Genomic DNA, 18543 nt, shown 5'->3' on the forward strand with positions numbered 1-18543 from the left:
CTCCGGGTTGTGGCGGCTGCCAGGATTGCCGCGGTCTTACGGCAAATCCCCTCCGGACCCAAGATGGGACCCGGAAACCGTCGCGAGAGCGTCCCGGCGCCCGAGACGGCTTGTCACTGCACGCTTGCGCCGGCTCTCCTCTGTCTATTAAATGGGCACAATGAGCACTGATCAAAAAATAGGCGGCGATCCGCTGCGGATCGGCCCGGTTCCGGTCGAGGTCCCCGCGGTTCTCGCGCCGCTGTCGGGCGTCACCGACGCCGCCTTTCGGCGGATCGCCCGGCGCATGGGCGCCGGGATGGTCGTGTCCGAGATGGTGGCTTCGGACGAGCTCGTTCAGGGCTCGGCGGAGGCCCGGCTGCGCGCGGAAGGGGCGGGGATCGCGCCCCATGTGGTGCAGCTCGCCGGATGCGAGCCGCGCTGGATGGCCGAGGCCGCCCGCGTGGCCGAAGCGGCCGGAGCCGACGTCATCGACATCAACATGGGTTGTCCGGCGAAGCGCGTGATCGGCGGCTATGCGGGATCCGCCCTGATGCGCGACCTCGACCATGCCTGCCGGCTGATCGAGGCGACGGTCGCCGCGGCGAGCGTCCCGGTGACGGTGAAGATGCGGCTCGGCTGGGACCATGCGACGATCAACGCCCCCGAGCTCGCCCGCCGCGCCGAAGCTCTCGGGGCCCGGGCCGTGACGGTCCATGGACGAACCCGGCAGCAGTTCTACAAGGGACAGGCGGACTGGGAGGCGATCTCCCGGGTGTCGTCGGCGGTCGGCATCCCCGTCATCGCCAACGGCGATGTCGGGTCTCTCGACGACGCCCGCCGCTGTCTCGCCGCATCCGGGGCGCAGGCGGCGATGATCGGACGCGCGGCGATGGGCCGACCCTGGATCGTCGGTCAGATCGGCGCGGCGCTTCAGGGCCGCTCGCTGCCGGAGCCGTCGCCGTCGGCGAAGACCGCGGCGATCGTGGAGCACTATGAGGGCCTCCTGTCGCTCTATGGCGTCCATGTGGGCGTCCGGCACGCCCGCAAGCACCTCGCTGCCTATGCGGACGTCGCCGCGGCGGCGGGCTTCCACGTCCCGGCGGAGCTGCGCCTGGCGCTCGTCACCTCCGAGGAGCCGGAACGGGTGGCATCCATTCTCCGCAGGCTCTACGCGGAACCGGTGCAGGAGGCCGCATGACCCCGGGCGTCGGAATCAACGACCTCGTGATGAACGCGCTGCCGCTGCCGGTGCTGACGGTCGGCCGCGACGGACGCATCCGCCACGCGAACGCGGCCGCGGAAGCCTTTTTCGAGGTGAGCCTTCGCGTGATGCAGCGGCAGACTCTCGCCGACATCCTGCCGTTCGGGTCCCCCGTCACGGGGCTGATCGAAGAGGTGCGCCAGCGCGGCTCAAGCGTCAGCGAGCACCGCGTGGACATCGGCAGCCCCAGGATCGGAGCCGAGAGGATCGTCGACGTCTTCGCGACGCCGCTGGGGGAGGGCAGCGACGATGTCGTGGTGATGTTCCAGGAGCGCACCATCGCCGACAAGATGGACCGGCAGCTCACCCATCGCGGCGCGGCGCGCTCGATCACCGCGCTCGGCGCCATGCTGGCCCACGAGATCAAGAACCCGCTCTCCGGCATCCGCGGCGCCGCGCAGCTTCTCGAGCAGTCCGCCGCCGAGGAAGACCGGCTCCTGACCCGGCTGATCTGCGACGAGACCGATCGCATCGTGAAGCTCGTGGAGCGCATGGAGCTGTTCGGCGAGGAACGGCCCGTCGAGCGCGGCCCCGTCAACGTTCACGGTGTGCTCGATCACGTGAAGCGTCTCGCCCAGTCCGGCTTCGCCCGCCGCATCCGCTTCGTCGAGAACTACGACCCGTCGCTGCCGCCGGTGCTCGGCAACCGCGACCAGCTGATCCAGGTGGTCCTGAACCTGGTCAAGAACGCATCCGAGGCCATCGGCATCGACGCGACGGACGGCGAGATCGTCCTGACGACTGCGTTCCGGACGGGCGTGAGACTCCAGGTCCCGGGCTCGCGGGAGAAGGTCAGCCTGCCGATCGAGGTCGCCGTGAGCGACAACGGCCCGGGCATCCCCCAGGATCTCGCCGCCGACCTGTTCGACCCCTTCGTCACCACCAAGGCCCAGGGAAGCGGCCTCGGCCTCGCCCTGGTCGCGAAGATCGTCGGAGATCACGGCGGGATCGTGGAGTGCGATCCCGCGCCCCGGCGCACGACGTTCCGAATTCTCCTGCCCATGCACCGCGGCGGCGACGGCCGCGCGGCGGAAATGTGAGGCGAACCATGCCCAGCGGACAGATTCTTCTCGCCGACGACGATGCCGCCATCCGGACGGTGCTCAACCAGGCCCTGTCCCGGGCGGGCTACGAGGTCCGCTCGACGAGCAACGCCGCCACCCTGTGGCGCTGGGTGGCCCAGGGAGACGGCGACCTGGTGATCACCGACGTCGTCATGCCCGACGAGAACGCGTTCGATCTCCTGCCGCGCATCAAGAAGCTGCGGCCCGAGCTGCCGGTCATCGTCATGAGCGCGCAGAACACCTTCATGACCGCCATCAAGGCATCCGAGCGCGGGGCCTACGAGTATCTCCCGAAGCCCTTCGACCTGAAGGAACTCGTGGCGGTGGTGGGCCGCGCCCTGGCGCGCCCGCGGGCGGCGCCTTCGCCGCAGCCTTCCCCGGAGGAGGGGGAGATCCCCCTCGTCGGTCGCTCGCAGGCCATGCAGGACATTTACCGGGCCCTCGCCCGGCTGATGCCGACGGATCTCACGGTGATGATCACGGGCGAGTCCGGCACGGGCAAGGAGCTGGTGGCGCGGGCCCTGCACGACTACGGCAAGCGGCGCCAGGGACCCTTCGTCGCTGTCAACATGGCCGCGATCCCCCGCGAGCTGATCGAATCCGATCTTTTCGGCCACGAGAAGGGAGCCTTCACGGGCGCCACGTCCCGCAGCACAGGGCGGTTCGAACAGGCGGAAGGAGGCACCCTCTTCCTCGACGAGATCGGCGACATGCCGATGGAGGCGCAGACCCGCCTGCTGCGCGTTCTCCAGCAGGGCGAATACACGACGGTGGGCGGGCGCATTCCGATCAAGACGAATGTCCGCATCGTCGCCGCCACCAACAAGGACCTGCGCGTGCTGATCCAGCAGGGCCTGTTCCGGGAGGACCTGTTCTTCCGCCTCAACGTGGTGCCGCTGCGGCTCCCGCCCCTGCGGGAGAGGGTCGAGGACATTCCCGACCTGACGCGCCACTTCTTCGCCCTCGTGGAGAGGGAAGGGCTGTCGCGGAAGCAACTCGACGCGGAGGCCATGGACAGGCTCAAGCGCTACCGCTGGCCGGGCAATGTGCGCGAGCTCGAGAACCTGATTCGCCGCCTCGCCGCCCTCTACCCGCAGGACACCATCACCGGTGCGATCGTCGATGCCGAACTCGATTCCCAGCCTCTGCCGATGCCCCCGGCGGCGGGAAAGCCGGGGGCGATTTCTGCGCCGGCGGCCTCCGAAGGGCTGTCCGACGCGGTCGAGCGGCATCTCGTGGACTATTTCGCGGGCTTCAAGGACGGTCTGCCGCCTCCGGGCCTCTACCACCGCGTCCTGCGCGAGGTCGAAGGCCCCCTGATCGGGGCCGCCCTGGCGGCGACGCGGGGCAACCAGATCCGGGCGGCGGAGCTTCTCGGGGTCAACCGCAACACGCTCCGGAAAAAGGTCCGGGACCTCGATCTCCAGGTGATCCGGTCCGGTGGGCGGTAGGCCCTTTCGGCTGTAATAATTTGACCACAGTGTTGTGTTGGTGCATCACCCATACGGAGGGCGTACGGTTCGTTGCGCCTCAATTGCGGGGCAGCGGTCTTGATACGCCAGGACAATCAGGCACAGCGACAGACGACCGACGAGGTCCAGCGCAGTCTCGGCTGGCTGGGCCCCATCGCGGTTCTGCTCGCCCTGGCCTCGGCCCTCACCACCTTCCTCGTCCTCGCCGGCCTGACGCCGATCCTGCCCACGCACAACGTGGTCATCTGGGTTTTCATCCTCAACGGCGTGCTGATTCTCCTGCTCCTGGGGATCGTGGCCTGGCAGACCAAGCGGCTGATGCACGAGCGCCGGGCGGGTGCCGCGGCGGCCGGCCTGCATGTGAGGATCGTGGGGCTCTTCAGCCTCGTGGCGGTGCTGCCCGCCATCCTGGTCGCCGCCGTGGCGGTCGTCACCTTGGAGAGAGGGCTCGATCCCTGGTTCACCGGCTCCATCAAGGACCTGATGATCAACACCGTCGAGATCGCGCGGTCCTACCGGGAGCTGCAATGCCGCACGCTGGCCCGCGAGACCCAGCTGATGGCGGCCGATCTCAACCGGGCCAAGGTCCTCTACGACGCCGACCGCAAGGTTTTTCGGGATTTCATGAATTCCCGCGCGATCTTCCTGGGCTTTCCCCTGGTCCAGCTCCTCGAGCCGGACGGAACCGTGGTCGAGAAGCTCGAGGCGAAGGCCATCGAGGGCGTGCCGCCGCCGACGCAGGCCGACCTGCGTGACGCGAGCGAGAACGAGGCCCTGTGCCTGTTCCCCCGCAGCGGCAACATCTTCCGGGCGGTCCTGAAGCTGCAGGCCCATGGCGGACGCATCCTCTACGTGGCCCGCGAGGTCGATCCCCGCGCCGTGGAATTCCCGCCCGTCGCCGAGGCCGGCGTCGCGTTCTACGAGGCGCTCGAGCAGAAGAAGGTCGGCATTCAGGTCGCCTTCGCCTCCATGTTCGCGCTGATCGCGCTCATCGTGCTGCTCTCGGCCATCTGGTTCGGGCTCAATTTCGCCAATCGCCTCGTCGCGCCGATCCGCCGGCTCATCCATGCCACGGACCAGGTGGCGAGCGGCAACTTCTACGTTCAGGTTCCGATCCGGCGCGGGGAGGGGGATCTCGCCCATCTCGGCGAGACCTTCAACAAGATGACGTCGGAGCTGCGCCACCAGCACGACGGGCTGATGGCGGCCAGCGAACTGATCGACCGCCGGCGCCGCTTCACGGAGGCGGTCCTGGGCGGGGTGTCGGCGGGCGTCATCGGCATCGATGCGCAAGGGCGGATCACCATCGTCAATCCTTCGACGGAGGCGCTTCTCGCGGCCTCGGCGGAGGAGCTGCTCGGACGCCCGATCGCCGACGTGCTGCCCGAGGTCGCGGATCTCGTGGAGGAGATGCAGCATGGGCGCCACCGCCTCATGCAGAAGCAGATCCAGGTCACCCGCAGGGGCAAGGAACGGACCATCAACGTGCGCGTCACCGGCGAGAACGTCCGCAGCGAGGAGCGCGAACTCGTCGTGACCCTCGACGACATCACGGATCTCGTGAGCGCGCAGCGCACCTCCGCATGGGCCGACGTGGCCCGGCGCATCGCGCACGAGATCAAGAACCCGCTCACGCCCATCCAGCTTTCGGCGGAGCGCATCCGCCGCAAGTACGGCAAGGTCATCACCACCGACCGCGAGGTGTTCGACCAGTGCACGGCCACCATCGTGCGGCAGGTGGACGACATCAAGCGCATGGTCGACGAGTTCTCGTCCTTCGCCCGCATGCCGAAGCCCACCATCGGCGAGGAGGACCTGGTCGAGACGATCCGGCAGGTGGTCTTCATGATGCGGATCGCCCATCCGGAGATCCAGTTCGCGGACGAGTTGCCCGAGCATCCGGTCGTCGCGCCCTTCGACCGCCGGCTCCTGTCCCAGGCCGTCACGAACATCGTCAAGAACGCCACGGAGGCGATTGCCGCAGTCCCCGAGCAGGAGCGGGGCGAGGGGCGCATCTCGGTGCTGCTGGACGACACGCATCCCGCCTACCTGATCGTCGCCGTGACCGACAACGGCAAGGGCTTTCCGCAGGAAGGACGGCAGCGGCTCCTGGAGCCGTACATGACCACGCGCGAAGGGGGGACGGGGCTCGGACTTCCCATCGTCGCGAAGATTCTGGAAGAGCACGGTGGAGGCATGGACCTTGTCGATAACCCGCACGGAAGGGGTGGACAGGTCCGCATGTGGATACCAAAGACGAACCATGTTGCATCGGAAAAGAATTCGGTCGGGTCCGCGAGAGGCGATTCCCGGGGGGCTGGCCTATGAGTGCTGACATTCTCGTCGTCGACGACGAAGCCGATATCCGCGAACTCGTGGCGGGCATCCTGGAGGACGAGGGGCATCGCACGCGCACGGCCGGAACCTCCGACGAGGCCCTGGCCGCCATCGAGGCGCGCCGCCCCCATCTCGTGTTCCTCGACATCTGGCTTCAGGGCAGCCGCCTCGACGGCCTCCAGGTTCTGGAGCTCGTCAAGCAGCAGCATCCCGAGCTGCCGGTCGTGATGATCTCCGGCCACGGGAACATCGAGACGGCCGTCTCGGCCATCAAGAGCGGGGCCTACGACTTCATCGAGAAGCCGTTCAAGGCCGACCGGCTCGTGCTGGTCGCCGAGCGGGCCCTGGAGGCGTCGCGCCTCAAGCGGGAGGTGCGAGACCTGCGCGCGCGCTCCGTCCAGGCAAGCCGCATCGCCGGTCGTTCGGTCGCCATCAACCAGCTCCGCCAGGCCGTGGAGCGGGCGGCGCCAACCAATGCACGCATTCTCGTGACCGGCGCGCCGGGCTCGGGCAAGGAGCTGACCGCGCGGACGATCCACAGCATGTCCGCGCGGGCGAACGGCCCCTTCGTGGTCGTCTCGGCGGCGACCATCACGCCCGAGAACATGGAGGCGGAGCTCTTCGGCACCGAGGGCGAGGACGGGCGCGGCCGCCGCATCGGCGCTCTCGAGGAGGCCCATGGGGGCACGCTCTACATCGACGAGATCGCCGACATGCCCCGCGAGACGCAGAACCGCATCCTGCGGGTCCTCGTGGACCAGAACTTCCAGCGGGTCGGGGGCTCGACGCGGGTCCATGTGGACGTGCGCATCATCTCCTCCTCGAGCCGGGACCTGCCGGCGGAGATCGCCGCAGGCCGCTTCCGGGAGGACCTGTTCCACCGCCTGAGCGTGGTGCCGATCCGCGTTCCCTCCCTTGCCGAGCGGCGGGAGGACGTGCCGGAGCTGATCGAGTTCTTCATGGACCAGATCTCGGCCGCGACGGGCTTGCCCAAGCGCCGAATCGCGGACGACGCCATGGCCGTCCTGCAGTCCCATGACTGGCCAGGCAACGTGCGGCAGCTGCGCAACAACGTGGAGCGCCTGATGATTCTCACCTCCGGCGACCCGGAAGCGGCGATCACGGCGGACATGCTGCCGTCCGAGATCGGAACCCTGGTGCCTTCGACGCCGGCCGGGGCAGGGGGCGAGAAGCTGATGAGCCTTCCCTTGCGGGAGGCGCGCGAGATCTTCGAGCGGGAATATCTTCTTGCGCAGATCGCCCGCTTCAGCGGCAACATCTCCCGGACAGCCGAATTCATCGGCATGGAGCGCTCCGCTCTCCATCGGAAACTGAAGTCCCTCGGGATCGGCGGCTAGGCCGCGATCCACGGGAAATTATGCCAGGAGGCGATATAAGAAGGGGAAGGCCTCTTGCTTAACCTTACGGTTCGCCCTGTAATAAGGGGCCGGTCGACCACCGCCCCAGGGCGGACAACCATATAGAGGCGGCCCCATAGCCAAGATCGGCGGCGACGGGCTGACGAGGCAACTTCAATGGCGGGCGATCGCACGCAGAACCTTCAGGACACCTTTCTCAATTACGTCCGGAAGAACAAGATACCTCTCACGATCTTCCTCGTGAATGGCGTGAAACTCCAGGGAGTGGTGACCTGGTTCGACAATTTCTGCGTTCTCCTACGCAGGGACGGGCACTCGCAGCTGGTGTACAAGCACGCCATTTCCACAATTATGCCGGGACAGCCTGTTCAACTCTTCGACCAAGCCGACGAGGCCAGCGAAAAGGCTTGAGGTGACGGAACCCCTCACTCCGGGCGAACAGCGACTGGTGCAGCTTGCCGAACCTGAAAAGGAACTGGCGGCGGGCACGCGAACACTCGTCGTCGGCCCTTACCTGACCCGGAGGCGGCGTTTCTCGGTCGGCGGGGAAGCAGGCGAGGGGGAGGCCAATCCCCGCCCGCCGGAGGCGCGTCTCGACGAAGCGACGGGCCTTGCCGGCGCTATCGACCTCAACATCGTCGCGTCGCTCATGGCGCCGCTCTCGGCCCCGAGACCTGCCACCTACATCGGAAGCGGCAAGGTCGAGGAGCTGGCCGGGCTGATCAAGGCCGAGGGCATCGGCCTCGTCGTGATGGACTGCGCCCTGAGCCCGGTCCAGCAGCGGAATCTGGAAAAGGCCTGGGGCGCCAAGGTCATCGACCGGACGGGCCTCATCCTCGAAATCTTCGGCCGCCGCGCCCGCACCAAGGAGGGCACCCTCCAGGTGGAGCTGGCGCATCTCGCCTACCAGAAGGGACGCCTCGTCCGCTCCTGGACCCATCTGGAGCGCCAGCGCGGCGGCTTCGGCTTCCTCGGCGGCCCGGGCGAGACCCAGATCGAGGCGGACCGGCGGATGATCCAGGAACGCATGACCCGGATCGAGCGCGAGCTGGAAACGGTGGTGAAGACCCGGTCCCTGCACCGGGCGAGCCGGCGGCGGGTGCCCTATCCCATCGTCGCCCTGGTCGGCTACACCAATGCCGGCAAGTCGACCCTGTTCAACCGGCTGACCTCGGCCGAGGTCCTGGCCGAGAACATGCTGTTCGCGACGCTCGATCCGACCTCCCGGGCCATCGACCTTCCGCATGGGGAGAAAGCCATTCTCTCCGATACGGTCGGCTTCATCTCGGACCTCCCGACCATGCTCGTCGCCGCCTTCCGCGCGACCCTGGAAGACGTGATCGAGGCGGACATCCTGCTCCACGTCCGGGATGTCTCTCACGGGGAGACCCAGGCCCAGGCCGAGGACGTGTCCCTGGTCCTGCGGGAGCTCGGGATCGATCCCGACGACACGCGCCGGATCATCGAGGTCTGGAACAAGGCGGACCTTCTCTCCCCCGAGGACCGGCAGCGCCTGGAGGCGACCTCCCTCCGGTCGCGCGAGGAGGGGAGGCCGGTCCTCATCTCGGCCCTGACGGGGGACGGCATTCCCGAGCTTCTCGCCGCCATCGAGGACCATCTCGCGGCGGGGCGCTCGAGCTACGAGGTGGACGTGGCGCCGGAGGACGGGCAGGGGCTCGCCTGGCTGCACGAGAACACGGAGATCCTCGACCGGCGCACCACCGAGACCGGTCACTCCATCCTTCAGGTCCGGCTGGTGGCCGGAAAGGAACCGCGCTTCCTGAACCGGTTCCCCCAGGCGAAGGTCCTCTGACCGCTCAGAGCGCGCGCTCCCGGTCCTTGGCGGCGACCCAGAGAGCTTCCATCTCTTCCAGGCTGGCCTCGGCGAGGGACCTGTCCCGCTCCGCAAGGCCGTCCTCGATGGCGCGGAAGCGGCGCTCGAACTTGGCATTGGTGCGCCGCAGAGCGGTTTCCGGGTCGACGCCGTAATGCCGCGCCAGGTTGGCCACCGCGAACAGCAGGTCTCCCATCTCGTCCTCGATCCGATCAGCCCGGCCGGTGGCCGCCGCCTCCTTCACCTCGTCGAGCTCCTCGTGGATCTTGTCGATCACCTGGGTGGCGTCGGGCCAGTCGAAGCCGACCTTTGCGGCCTTTGCCGTTAGCTTGTGCGCCCGGGTCAGAGCGGGCAGGGCGGCCGGTATGCCGCCGAGAAAGCCTTCCCGCTCCGAAGGGGCGGCGACGCCGAGCCGCTCCCGCTCCGCCTGCCGCTCGGCCTTCTCCTCGCGCTTGATCTCGTCCCAGAGAGCCTTGACCTCCTCGGGGCTCAGATCCCGGGCGGGGCCGAAAACGTGCGGATGGCGGCGGATCAGCTTGCGGGTGATCGCCTCGACCACGTCGGGGAACGCGAAGGCACCCCGCTCCTCGGCCATGCGGGCATGGAACACCACCTGGAGCAGGAGATCGCCCAATTCCTCCTTGAGGTCGCCCAGGTCCCCGCGCTCGATGGCGTCCACGACCTCGTAGGCCTCTTCCAGGGTATAGGGAGCGATGGAGGCGAAGGTCTGCTCCAGGTCCCAGGGACAGCCGGTTCCGGGCGTCCTCAGGGCGGCCATGATGGCGAGAAGGCGCGAGATGTCCCGGGAAGGCGTCATGGGCTGATCCATGGGTCCGATATCGCTCCTGCGAGAGGTGAACGGCGAAAGCCATAGCGGCAGAACGCGGCGGGAGCTAGGTCCGCGTTTCGTGGCAGGTCAGCGCAGGTGCTTCCGCAGGACCCGGAGCAGGAAGCCGGTGCGCGCCTCCCCCAAGGTGATGATGAGGATGCCGCAGAGGGCGAGGGCGGAGCCCACGGCCATGCGCATGTCGAAACGGTCGCCGGTGATGACGATGCCCAGGACGACGGTGATCAGCGGGTTCATGATGAGGAGCGGCGCGATGAGGTTCGCCGGATATTTGCGGATCAGGTCGTAGTAAGTCGTGTGGCTGAGGAGAGAGACCACGAGCGCCGAGAACAGCACGGCCATCACGAAGGGCCAGCCGGCCGCGGCGGCCTTCGTCATCTGTCCGCTTTCGAAACTTGCGGTCAGCACGATCAGCGGCAGCGCAGAGGCGAGGCCGACCCAGGCCTGGAACTGCAGAGGCTTCACGCCCTTGATCTGCTTCATCATGACCGCCGCGAGGGAACCGACGAAGGCCGAGCCGAGGATGAAGACGAGGCCGCCGGAGATCGGGAACTCCTCGCGCGGGTTCCACATGACGATGAGACCGCCGACGAAGGTGAGGGCGATGCCGATCCCCCGCTTCCAGTGGATGCGCTCTCCCAGCATGGCCACCGAGAGCAGCGCCGTCATCGGCAGGCCGAGCTGGCTCACGATGGCGGCGCTCGAGGGCGTGGCCGTCTTGATCCCTAAGAAGAACAGGGCGAAACCGCCGCCGCCCATGAGGAAGCCCACAAGAGCCATGCGCCAGCGCGGCAGCGGAACCGGCATGAGCCACGGCACCGTGACGAGGGCAACGATGACGTAGCGGATGGTCGCATAGAACAGGGGCGGAATCTCCATCCCCGACACCACGAGCTTGCTGACGATGGTATGTGACGCCCATGTCAGGCAGACCATGAACATCAGGGAGAAGTCGCGGAGGGTCATGTTTATGCTTAGGGCCCTTCGGCACCCGTGATCAACCGGCGGCGAAGGCGAGGGTGGTATGCCGATTTGGCGGTGCTGGCGGGACGCGGCATCTCTCCGGACATGGATTCGACCGATGCTTGCCCGGAATATCTTAAAGGACGTTTGAGCTTCGTTCGGCGAATGTCCCGACCCAGGGTCCAGATCCGGGATCGGCGACCTATAACAAGCCCGATGAGACATCGCGCCGATCCGGGCGGGCGAGGGGCCAAGGCTCTCGCTGCCGTTGCCCTCCTTCTCGCCGGCCCCGCCGCCTTTGCCGGGGAAAAGGAGAGCATCCCCCTGCCGCCGCCACGGCCGGCGGAGATGGGACCTGAGAAGACCCAAGGGCCGCAGGTGCCCGAGGAACCGGATCGGGACCGGCGCTCCGGCCCGCCGGACGCGGCGTCTGAAGCGGCCGATTCCTGCATGGATCGCCTGCGGAAGGCCGGCTTCGTCCTGGAACCCGCCGAACCGCCGAAAGCGGAGAACGGGCTGTGCAGGATCGAAGCCCCCGTCCGCCTGATCGCGGTCCCGGTTCCATCGCGGCCCGATGCCAGGGTTGCCTTGAAGGACCGGCCGATCCTGGCCTGCGCCTTCGCCGAGAGCTTCGGCCAGTGGCTCGGCCAGCTCGCAGCGCCGGCCATGGCCGGATACCTCGAAACGGAGCTCGCCGCGGTCCGCACCGGGCCGGGCTTCGAATGCCGGAACCGCAACCGGGCGGAGGAAGGCAAGCTCTCGGCCCATGCCACGGGGCAGGCCATCGACGTGTCGGGTTTCGAACTGGCGGACGGCACGCAGCTGGCCGTCAAGCCGAGCGGGGACGAACGGCGGGACGGCGCCATCGCATCCTTACGCAAGGCCGCCTGCGGATGGTTCACGACGATCCTGGGACCGGGCTCGGACCCGTCCCACGCCGACCATCTCCATGTGGACGTCCAGAGACACGGATCGAGCGACCGTTACCGGATCTGCGAGTAAGGCGCGCCGAACAGGCCTGGACGGCGAGAGAGGAGGCCAAAGCCGGAACGGGGGGACCGTCTTAACCCTGCATCTCAATTTCGCATAAGATATATTATGGAACCTAAATCGAAGTGTGGAACCATCCGGCACAGTTCAGGTTCTTCGAGGCTCGGAGGATCCTGGGAGGTTCCCGAAGGTGTCGCACGACACTCCTCGCTCCGCGGGAATCCGCCACCTCCCGATTTGACCCTCGACCAAGCCGGCTGGTATCTGCGGCGGGTCGACGGACGATCCAGGAGATCCCAGCGTGTTCGCGGTGCCGGACCCCCCACCCAACGAGGCCGAGCGCCTGGATTTTCTCTATTCCTGCGGCATCCTCGATACGCCGCGGGATGAGCGGTTCGACCGGATCACCCGGCTTGCTTCCGCCTTCTACGAGGCCGATGTCGCCTATCTCGGCTTCGTCGACGACCGCTACCAGTGGATGAAGTCGGTCAGCGCGGACGGAGTCCCGCCCTGGATCGAGCGCGAAAGAAGCGTCTGCCAGATCGTCATCGCTTCGGGGCAGCCTTTGGTGATCGGCGACATGTGGACGGACCCGCGCCTCAAAGGGCATCCGGTCGTCCGGGAACTGCCGTTCCGCTTCTACGCCGGCGTACCCCTGCGGACGGATACCGGGGCCGTCGTGGCATCGCTCTGCATCCTCAAGCGCGAGCCCCGGAACGTCGAGGGTTTCGACATCGGCGTCCTGTCGGACCTCGGCGCCCTCGCCATGGACGAGCTCGAACTGTGGCGCCGCAATCGCGAACTGGCCCGCCTTGCGGAAACCGACGGACTGACGGGCCTGACGAACCGGCGCGGCTTCGATGCGGCTCTGGACCGCTCCATCCGGCGCGCGCGCCGGACCGGCACGCCCCTGTCCCTTCTCATGCTGGACCTGGACCATTTCAAGCTGCTGAACGACACCCTCGGGCGCCAGGCCGGCGACCATGCGCTCCGCCGCCTCGGCGAAGTGATGAGAGCCGCAGCCCAGCGGCCCGACGACGTGGCCGTCCGCTATGGCGGAGAGGAGTTCGGCCTCATTCTTCCCGATACGGACAGCCGAGGCGCACACCGGGTGGCCGAGACGATCCGGACCTCGCTCGCCGGGCTCCGGCTTCCTCATCCGCTCGGCATCGACGGCATCGTTACGGCGAGCATTGGCATCGCCTCCAGTCCCGCCGAGACCCTGCCGGAGCCCGACATCCTCATCGCCCAGGCGGATGCGGCGCTCTACGCGGCAAAGCGGGCAGGGCGGAACCGTACCGCCGTGCATTCCGCCTATGTCCTGTCCTGATCCCTGAGCGGGCCTCCTCCGCCTCCAACCGCCCTGCCCTCGCCGGCTCCCGCAAACCCGTATCGAAGATCCGAAGCCTCGGCGGGCATTCGGGTTCACGTCCCTGGCCTTAGAGCGGATTGCGTTTCGACGGAATCGCACTCCGCTCCGAAGCTCCTGGTTTGCCGCATTTGTCGGACGGACCCGGAGGGCCGCGTCAGCGCAAACCGGTTCTCACTTCCCCTGAAAAGGCTCTAGTACGCCGTAGGCTGCCGGTGATGGTTCGTGACATCGGGAGGAACGCGGGTCTGCCGCTCGATCATCCGGCGTACGCGCGGCCTTTCGGGCCCCTTGTGGAGCGCCCTCAGGCGCTCCAGCACCGCCGCGTCGGCCTGCGTCATCCGCTGGTTCTGGCGCACGTAATCGAGCCATGTGGGGCTGTGGTAGCGCTCGATCCAGATTTCGGGGTTCTCCAGGTCGCGCAGGAGCGTCCAATGCCGCGCTCCGTCCCGGCGGCGGATGCGCTTCCGTTCGGCCATGATGGCGAGGAACGGCTTCACGTCGCTTTCGCGGATCACCCATTCGATGGTGATCACGATGGGGCCGCTGCGCGGCAGGATCTTGAGAGCGATCTCCGGCTCGGTCCAGCGATCCAGGGGATCGAGGTTGAGGGATTTCATCTCCGGCAGGGCGAAGCGCAGCCCGAGGGCGGCGCCCGCCACCAGCGCGGCCGCCGCGACGAGGAGCGCGGAACCGGTGTCGGAGCGCTCGGCCAGGGCGCCCCAGATCCAGCTTCCGAGAGCCATGCCGCCGAAGGTCGCCATCTGGTAGAGGGCGAGCGCCCGGCCGACCACCCAGCGCGGCGAGGAGAGCTGCACGGTCGCGTTGAAGCTCGACAGGGCCAGGACCCAGCAGGCCCCTGCAACCGCCATGGCCGCCATGGTCAGGATGGCGCTCGGGCTCAGCCCCGCCACCGCCGCGCCGGCGGCGAACCCCAGGAAGGCGCCGCGCACCAGCACTTCCATGGACAGGAGCAGGCGCAGGCGGGCGCTGATCGCGGCGCCGATCACCGCCCCGGCTCCGAAGGCTCCGAGCAGGAGTCCGTAGGTGAGCGGTCCGCCCCGGATCAGGTCGCGGGCGATGAGCGGCATCAGCGCCTGGACCGAGACCGCCGCAAGCCCGAACGCAGCGCCCCGCATCAGCACGGAGCCGATATGGGGCGACATGGCCACGTAGCGGATCCCCGCCGCCATGGCGGCGCCGAGGTTTTCGGGCGGGAGGGTGCGGCGGGGCGCCGGCGGGTGCCAGCGGGCCAGCACCAGGAGAAGTCCCACATAGCTCACCGCGTTCACGGCGAAGGCGGCGAAGGCGCCGGCCGCGGCCACGATGACGCCCCCCAGCGCCGGCCCCACGCTGCGGGCGATGTTGAAGCCCATGCTGTTGAGGGCGATGGCGGCCGGCAGGTCGTGGCGCGGCACCATCTCTCCCACCAGGGACTGCCAGGCCGGACCGTTGAAGGCGGTGCCGCAGCCGACGAGAAAGGTGAAGCCGAGGAGCAGCCATGGCGTCATGAGCCCCCAATAGGTGAAGATCGTCAGGGCGATGGACACGGCAAAAAGGAACAGCTGCGAGGCGAGCATCAGCTTGCGCCGGTCCGAATTGTCGGCAATGGCCCCGGCGGCGAGGGAAAAGAGCATGATCGGCAGCGTCGTGGACGCCTGCACCATCGCGACGAGATCCGCGGATCCGCCGATCGAGGTCATCAGCCAGGCGGCGCCGACCGATTGGATGAGGCCGCCGAAGTTCGAGGCCAGGCTCGCAACCCAGACCGCTCGAAAGATCCTGTGGCGAAACGGCGCCAGGGGCGAAGACGAATCTTTCGATATCTCGGGGTCTGCGGCGCTCATCGGGGCGATCTTGCGGATTCCGGAGGGGCGGGAAAGGGAGAAGGTACCGATCCGGCTAAACTAGCGTGAGTCGGCCCCTCTTCCACCGGAAACCGCCCCGCCCTGCCCCGCTCGCTGCACGTGCCGCCAGCGCAAGACGCGAAGCGTGGCCGCGGGCTTCAAGGGATCTCGATCTTCATTCCGTCATAGGCGGGTTCCACGTGCGGCGGCAGCTTGCCGCGAAGCACGTCGTAATCCAGGTCCGTGTGGAGATTCGTCAGGATCGCCCGCTTCGGTGCGACGCGCGCGATGAGGTCGAGCGCGTCCGCGACGGAGAAGTGGGTGGGGTGGGGCGTGTACCGCAGGGCATCGACGATGAGCACGTCGAGTTCCCGAAGGTGCTCGATGCTCGTCTCCGGCATCGTGCTGACGTCCGGCGCATAGGCCACCCTGCCGAAGCGGAAGCCCATGGCGTCGATGTCGCCGTGGATCATCCGGAAAGGCAGGGCATGGACCTCCCCTCCGGGCCCCCCGATGGAGAGCGGAACGCCGTCCTGAAGACGGAAGGCTTCGAGGATCGGGGGATAGCCGCTGCCGGGCGGCGTCTTGAAGCAGTAGCCGAACCGGCTCATGAGGATTTCGCTCGTCACCCGGTCCGCATAGGTCGGGATGCGGCGGCGCATCGCGATCGCCAGGGGGCGCAGATCGTCGATGCCGTGGATGTGATCCGCATGCTCGTGCGTGATCAGAACCGCGTCGAGGCGCGTCACGCCGGCGCCGATGAGCTGCTCCCGCAGGTCGGGCGACATGTCCACGAGGACGCTCGTCGTCCCGGCCGCCCCTGCCCTTTCCACGAGCACGGAGCACCGCCGCCTCCGGTTTCGCGGATTGTCCGGATTGCAGGCTCCCCACCCGACCGCCACCCGCGGCACGCCGCCGGATGAGCCGCATCCGAGGATCGTCAGGGAGAGGCCCATGTCACGCCCGTCCGTCGGCGGCCGCCGCCTTGGAGAAGAGGCGGTAGAAATTGCCGGTCGTGATGGCGGCCATCTCTTCTTCCGGGACGCCGACGACCTCCGCCAGCACGCGGGCGGTATGGGCGACATAGGCCGGTTCGTTCGTCTTGCCCCTGAACGGCACGGGGGCGAGATAGGGCGCATCCGTCTCGACCAGGAGCCTGTCCCGCGGCACGCGGGCCGCGATCCGCCGGATTTCGTCCGAGTTCCTGAAGGTGAGAATTCCGGAGAAGGACACGTAGAGCCCGAGCTCCACCCCGGTGGAGGCAAGCTCCGCGCCCGACGAGAAGCAGTGCAGCACCGCTTTGAAGGGCCCGATCCGCATTTCCTCGGTCAGGATGGCGATCATGTCCTCGTCCGCGTCGCGGGCATGGATGACGAGCGGCAGGCCCGTCTCCCTCGCGGCGGCGATGTGGGTGCGAAACACCTGGCGCTGCACGTCGCGCGGGCTCTTGTCGTAATAGTAGTCGAGGCCGGCCTCCCCGATCGCGACGCAGCGGGGGTGCTGCGAGAGCTCTACGAGGCGCCGAGCCGGCACGTCCGGCTCCGCCGCCGCATTGTGGGGGTGAGTGCCCACCGTGAAGAACACGTTCTCGTGCGCTTCCGCCAGGGCCTTGTAGGTTTCGTAGCGGGCCACATGGGTCGAGATCGTGACCATGCGCCGGACGTTCGCGGCAGAAGCCGCGTTCAGCACGTCCGTCAAGCGGTCCCGCAGATCCGGGAAGTCCAGGTGGCAGTGGCTGTCGATCAGCATGAGGAATCGCCCCTCCTCCTCCGGCGAGCCGGCAGGGCCTTCCATAAAGCGGATGGGACGGCGTTCGTCCAGACGGCGCGAACCGGCACGCGGCGGCCCACCTCACTGGGCCGCCTGCTGGAATTCCTCCTCTTCCTCGTTCTGGCGCATGGCCCTCGTGACCTCCCGCTGACGGCGCACGGGTCTCTCGTCGTACTCGCTCGGAAGCGCCACGGGCACCCTGAGGCACACGCTCTGGGCGGGCAGCACGTCCCGCCAGTCGCGGATCAGCTGCCGGTATGCGCGGCCCACGGGCCGGATGTTGCGGTCGAGGTCGAAGAGGCCGACCGGCGTGATCCGGTTGTTCTCCTGGCGGAGCGCCACGTCCCAGTCCACCTGGTCGGTCAGCGAGTACCAGGTGAACCCGACGACCGGGACGCCTGTGTTGCGGATGCGCAGGACGTTGGCCCATTGCTTCCAGAGCCAGTTGACGGCCTCATCGCCGTCGGGCCCTTCCACGATGTTCGTCTCGGTGTGCATCACCGGCAGCCTGTAGCGGTCGTAGTATTGCCGCGTGATCTCGTCGTAGCCGAAGACATCGCCGGCGGCGCGGGTGATGCCGTTGGCCTGCACCCTGTGCTCGTTGGTGATGTAGTAATCGTTGCCCATGATGCAGTGATGGCGCAGCGACGAGCGGTTGAGGAAGAAATGGTATTCCTCCCGCGTCATGCCGTTGTCCATCAGGTATTCGTACATCTCGGAGTCGACCCTGCGGCCGTAGTTCAGGTCGAGGGACAGGAATCTCCTGGAGTTCATGATCTCCGCCGGCTTGATCGCGGCAGGATTTTCAGCGTGGAAATACTCCGTCGACTCGCTCTGGACGAAAATGGCGTCGGGGCGGACCTTCAGGATCTGCTCCATGGCGAGCACGTTCGCCTTCACAATATGCTTGAGCGCCGTCACGAAGCCCCGGTCGGAGGCAAGCTGCTCGTTCCACCAGCCATAGGCGGCGGAGAACAGGGCGCAGATGAACATCTCGTTGATGGGCGTATAGAGCTGCACCCACGGATAGCGCCTGGCGAAATCGCAGGCATAGCCCGCGAACAGGTCCGGAAAATCCGGGTTCTGGAAGTTCCCGATCCAGTCGGGCACGCCGAAATGGCACAGGTCGACGACGGGGATGATGTCGCGGCGCTCGATTTCCTCGAATGTCAGATCCGGGAACGACCAGTCGTAGCGGCCGGGTCCGAGGAAGGTCCTGTGCAGAGGCGGACCGTAGCGCAGGACGTTGATCTCGAGTTCCCGCAGGAGGTCGAAATCGGTCTTCCAGTGTTCGTAATGGCCGCACTTCTCCATCTCGTCGATGCGGGTGCGGCCATTGTTGATCGTCGGGATGCTGTTTTCGATCCCGGTGGCGAACATGAAGGTCGTGAACATCGAAACTTCCGCTGAGGCCGAGACGGCCGTCCG

General features: G+C 67.5%; 15 protein-coding genes. 9 read left to right on the forward strand and 6 right to left on the reverse strand.

The features are described 5' to 3' along the window. Positions 1-160 precede the first annotated feature (160 nt). The 7 genes from dusB to hflX all read left to right on the forward strand — a co-directional run bounded on the left by dusB (position 161) and on the right by hflX (position 9308). Positions 161-1180, forward strand: coding sequence for a tRNA dihydrouridine synthase DusB (gene dusB, locus GDR74_RS09550; RefSeq protein ID WP_152586097.1), 1020 nt, complete (start codon positions 161-163; stop codon positions 1178-1180). Continuing rightward, a complete protein-coding gene (locus GDR74_RS09555) occupies positions 1177-2283 on the forward strand; it encodes a two-component system sensor histidine kinase NtrB (protein ID WP_152586098.1) in 1107 nt (368 codons plus the stop codon). The genes dusB and GDR74_RS09555 overlap by 4 nt, the downstream gene beginning before the upstream one ends. A gap of 8 nt (positions 2284-2291) precedes the next feature. Next, entirely contained in the window at positions 2292-3758 is a 1467-nt protein-coding gene (gene ntrC, locus GDR74_RS09560; protein WP_152586099.1) for a nitrogen regulation protein NR(I), read from the forward strand. Between the two features lie 99 nt (positions 3759-3857). Beyond that, positions 3858-6107: a sensor histidine kinase NtrY-like gene (locus GDR74_RS09565; RefSeq protein WP_152586100.1), complete on the forward strand. Its 2250-nt coding sequence runs from the start codon at positions 3858-3860 to the stop codon at positions 6105-6107. Next, positions 6104-7474, forward strand: coding sequence for a nitrogen assimilation response regulator NtrX (gene ntrX / locus GDR74_RS09570; protein WP_152586101.1), 1371 nt, complete (start codon positions 6104-6106; stop codon positions 7472-7474). Before GDR74_RS09565 ends, ntrX begins: the two co-directional genes overlap by 4 nt. Before the next feature lie 177 nt (positions 7475-7651). Next, on the forward strand, positions 7652-7906 hold the full coding sequence (gene hfq / locus GDR74_RS09575; protein WP_152586102.1) for an RNA chaperone Hfq: 255 nt from the start codon (positions 7652-7654) through the stop codon (positions 7904-7906). Between the two features lies 1 nt (position 7907). Further along, complete coding sequence (hflX, locus tag GDR74_RS09580; RefSeq protein WP_152586103.1) at positions 7908-9308, forward strand: GTPase HflX; 1401 nt, start codon at positions 7908-7910, stop codon at positions 9306-9308. A 4-nt stretch (positions 9309-9312) separates the two neighbouring features. Here the strand turns inward: hflX and mazG are convergent, their stop codons facing one another. Both mazG and GDR74_RS09590 read right to left on the reverse strand, forming a co-directional pair. Continuing rightward, entirely contained in the window at positions 9313-10146 is an 834-nt protein-coding gene (gene mazG, locus GDR74_RS09585; protein ID WP_152586104.1) for a nucleoside triphosphate pyrophosphohydrolase, read from the reverse strand. A 99-nt stretch (positions 10147-10245) separates the two neighbouring features. Then, positions 10246-11142, reverse strand: coding sequence for a DMT family transporter (locus tag GDR74_RS09590; protein WP_152586105.1), 897 nt, complete (start codon positions 11140-11142; stop codon positions 10246-10248). 447 nt (positions 11143-11589) lie between these two features. On the opposite strand from GDR74_RS09590, the gene GDR74_RS18175 reads away from it, so the two are divergent. Together GDR74_RS18175 and GDR74_RS09600 are read left to right on the forward strand one after the other, a co-directional pair. After that, a complete protein-coding gene (locus GDR74_RS18175) occupies positions 11590-12141 on the forward strand; it encodes an extensin-like domain-containing protein (protein WP_194164498.1) in 552 nt (183 codons plus the stop codon). A 289-nt stretch (positions 12142-12430) separates the two neighbouring features. Continuing rightward, positions 12431-13459 carry a sensor domain-containing diguanylate cyclase gene (locus GDR74_RS09600; protein WP_152586107.1) on the forward strand — a complete coding sequence of 343 codons (1029 nt, stop codon included), beginning with the start codon at positions 12431-12433 and terminating at the stop codon, positions 13457-13459. A 233-nt stretch (positions 13460-13692) separates the two neighbouring features. Here the strand turns inward: GDR74_RS09600 and GDR74_RS09605 are convergent, their stop codons facing one another. The 4 genes from GDR74_RS09605 to GDR74_RS09620 all read right to left on the reverse strand — a co-directional run bounded on the left by GDR74_RS09605 (position 13693) and on the right by GDR74_RS09620 (position 18510). Continuing rightward, on the reverse strand, positions 13693-15345 hold the full coding sequence (locus GDR74_RS09605; protein WP_152586108.1) for an MFS transporter: 1653 nt from the start codon (positions 15343-15345) through the stop codon (positions 13693-13695). 158 nt (positions 15346-15503) lie between these two features. Further along, entirely contained in the window at positions 15504-16301 is a 798-nt protein-coding gene (locus tag GDR74_RS09610) for an MBL fold metallo-hydrolase (protein ID WP_152586109.1), read from the reverse strand. Position 16302: 1 nt separating this feature from the next. Further along, positions 16303-17094 carry a TatD family hydrolase gene (locus tag GDR74_RS09615; protein WP_152586110.1) on the reverse strand — a complete coding sequence of 264 codons (792 nt, stop codon included), beginning with the start codon at positions 17092-17094 and terminating at the stop codon, positions 16303-16305. A 102-nt stretch (positions 17095-17196) separates the two neighbouring features. Further along, positions 17197-18510: a family 1 glycosylhydrolase gene (locus tag GDR74_RS09620; RefSeq protein ID WP_152586111.1), complete on the reverse strand. Its 1314-nt coding sequence runs from the start codon at positions 18508-18510 to the stop codon at positions 17197-17199. Between the last annotated feature and the right edge of the window lie 33 nt (positions 18511-18543).

The sequence above is a fragment of the Microvirga thermotolerans genome, from assembly GCF_009363855.1.
GTDB lineage: Bacteria > Pseudomonadota > Alphaproteobacteria > Rhizobiales > Beijerinckiaceae > Microvirga > Microvirga thermotolerans.